The organism is Methanosaeta sp. UBA356, from assembly GCF_002496465.1.
Classification (GTDB): domain Archaea; phylum Halobacteriota; class Methanosarcinia; order Methanotrichales; family Methanotrichaceae; genus Methanothrix; species Methanothrix soehngenii.
On record NZ_DAKC01000002.1, the window covers coordinates 5,069 to 6,745 of the forward strand.

Genomic DNA, 1,677 nt, shown 5'->3' on the forward strand with positions numbered 1-1,677 from the left:
CCAATTTCATAGTTTTCCACTATAAAATTGGCTATGACGCTCTTGGTATCAATTACCCAAACTTATAAACCTTTCGCGATCTCCGGCAGGCAAAAATTTCTCAGACGGATATCACCAGGGAAAACTCTACCAGGGCTCTCTCTTTGCGCCGATCTTGTAGCCAATGATATTGGTTATGCGGTGGAGAATGGGGGTGATGATCAGCACTATTATCATTATCAAAGGTGTGAAGTTATGCCAAAACCACAGCGGCGCAATTAACATTGTGAGAAGCCACGCCCCTATCACAAAATCGATCTGATCTATCAGAACTAGGGGAGCGCCGCGTTTCATCCGCAGACGGCGTTTGAAGAAGGCAGCCACGATATCCCCCAGCATTGCCCCCAGGGAGAGGGCGAGGAGAATGAGGAGCTGCTCGAAGCCTGTACCAAAGACCGGCAGGCCCAAGAACGGCGCGATCTGGTTTTGCACCAGACCCATCAGGACGCCGCAAACCGTCCCGGCGATCGTCCCCCGAAAGGTCTTGCCATCGCCCAAGGTTCTCTCCCCATCCTGGAAGACCCGGCCCATGTCCAGGGGCGTTCCGCCCCCAAAAATGGCTGCGAAGTTGTTTGGCACATAGGCAGGCAGCATCAGCCAGAAAGCGACGATAAGGGCAATCATTCTTTTTCCTATTTTCCAGTTTATTCTTCTTTTCTATTTTTTCCCTTCGCGGTCACCCCCATATATCAAATTATCTGATGCTCGGCCATCGGATCGGTGGGCATGTTCATTCAGCCAGCAAGGCTCTTCGCTGAATTATGTGGGTTAGGCCCGGCAGAGAACAGCCATCTGTTCCTCTGCGCCTCTGTGGTTTGATTGGATTACAGATAACGGATTATAACCACAAAGAGCACAAAGATCACAAAGGCCTCGCAAAGGTTAATCCAGTTCATGATAGCCCAATAATCCTTTGGTGCGGTCTTTGTGTCCTTTGTGCGCTTTGTGGTTTATGGCTCTTCGCTGAATTATTTGGGTGAGGTACGGCAGCGGTTATAGCTCTGTTCCTCTGTGGTTGGGTCAGAGCATAGCGGTTCACCACAGGGGCAAAAGGATACAGAGAATTTGCGATTCAAATTCACCCATACTAAATAGCGAGGAGCCAGCAAATATAAGCAGGTGAGATATGATGTATCCTTTATTTGAGGACGAATGCGCTTCATGATTGCTCGATAAAAGCAAAAGAGAGGAGAGCATTACCAAGGAGGCATCTATTTGAGCAGGAGATTCAGCGATCTGACGGCAAAAGAGCTGGCCAGGCTTCCCAGCCTGTGCTTCGATCACAGCCGGATTGGTGAGGAGATCATCCATCTGCACCTCTTCAACGATGAGAAGATGCACTGGTATATAGCGGAGTGGGGGCCAATAAACAAGAGGTTCTTTGGCTTTTATTTGAATAAGGCCGATGGAATCGCCTCGGGATTCTGCGGCCTGGATGATATCCTTGTCTATGAGAGGAGAGGGACGAGTTGGACTCCGATGGTGGATGAGGATTGGAAGCCAGTGGTCGCTCGGGAGATTCCGATACTAGTGGAGTACATCAAGTTGATGATCATTCAGCCGGATCTCACCTGATCGCCCAGCTCGTGCAGCACAAGGCGGAGAGCGCCTATCCGATCGAAACAGTTAAGTTCAAGT

At 49.8% G+C, this 1,677-nt stretch carries 2 protein-coding genes; one reads left to right on the forward strand and one right to left on the reverse strand.

The features are described 5' to 3' along the window. Positions 1-126 precede the first annotated feature (126 nt). Positions 127-663, reverse strand: a complete 537-nt coding sequence (locus BP727_RS00110; protein ID WP_286856664.1) for a CDP-2,3-bis-(O-geranylgeranyl)-sn-glycerol synthase — start codon at positions 661-663, stop codon at positions 127-129. Between the two features lie 591 nt (positions 664-1,254). Here BP727_RS00110 and BP727_RS00115 point away from each other — a divergent pair. Beyond that, positions 1,255-1,614 (forward strand): hypothetical protein, encoded by a 360-nt coding sequence (locus BP727_RS00115; protein ID WP_286856666.1) that lies wholly within the window; start codon positions 1,255-1,257, stop codon positions 1,612-1,614. Positions 1,615-1,677 lie beyond the last annotated feature (63 nt).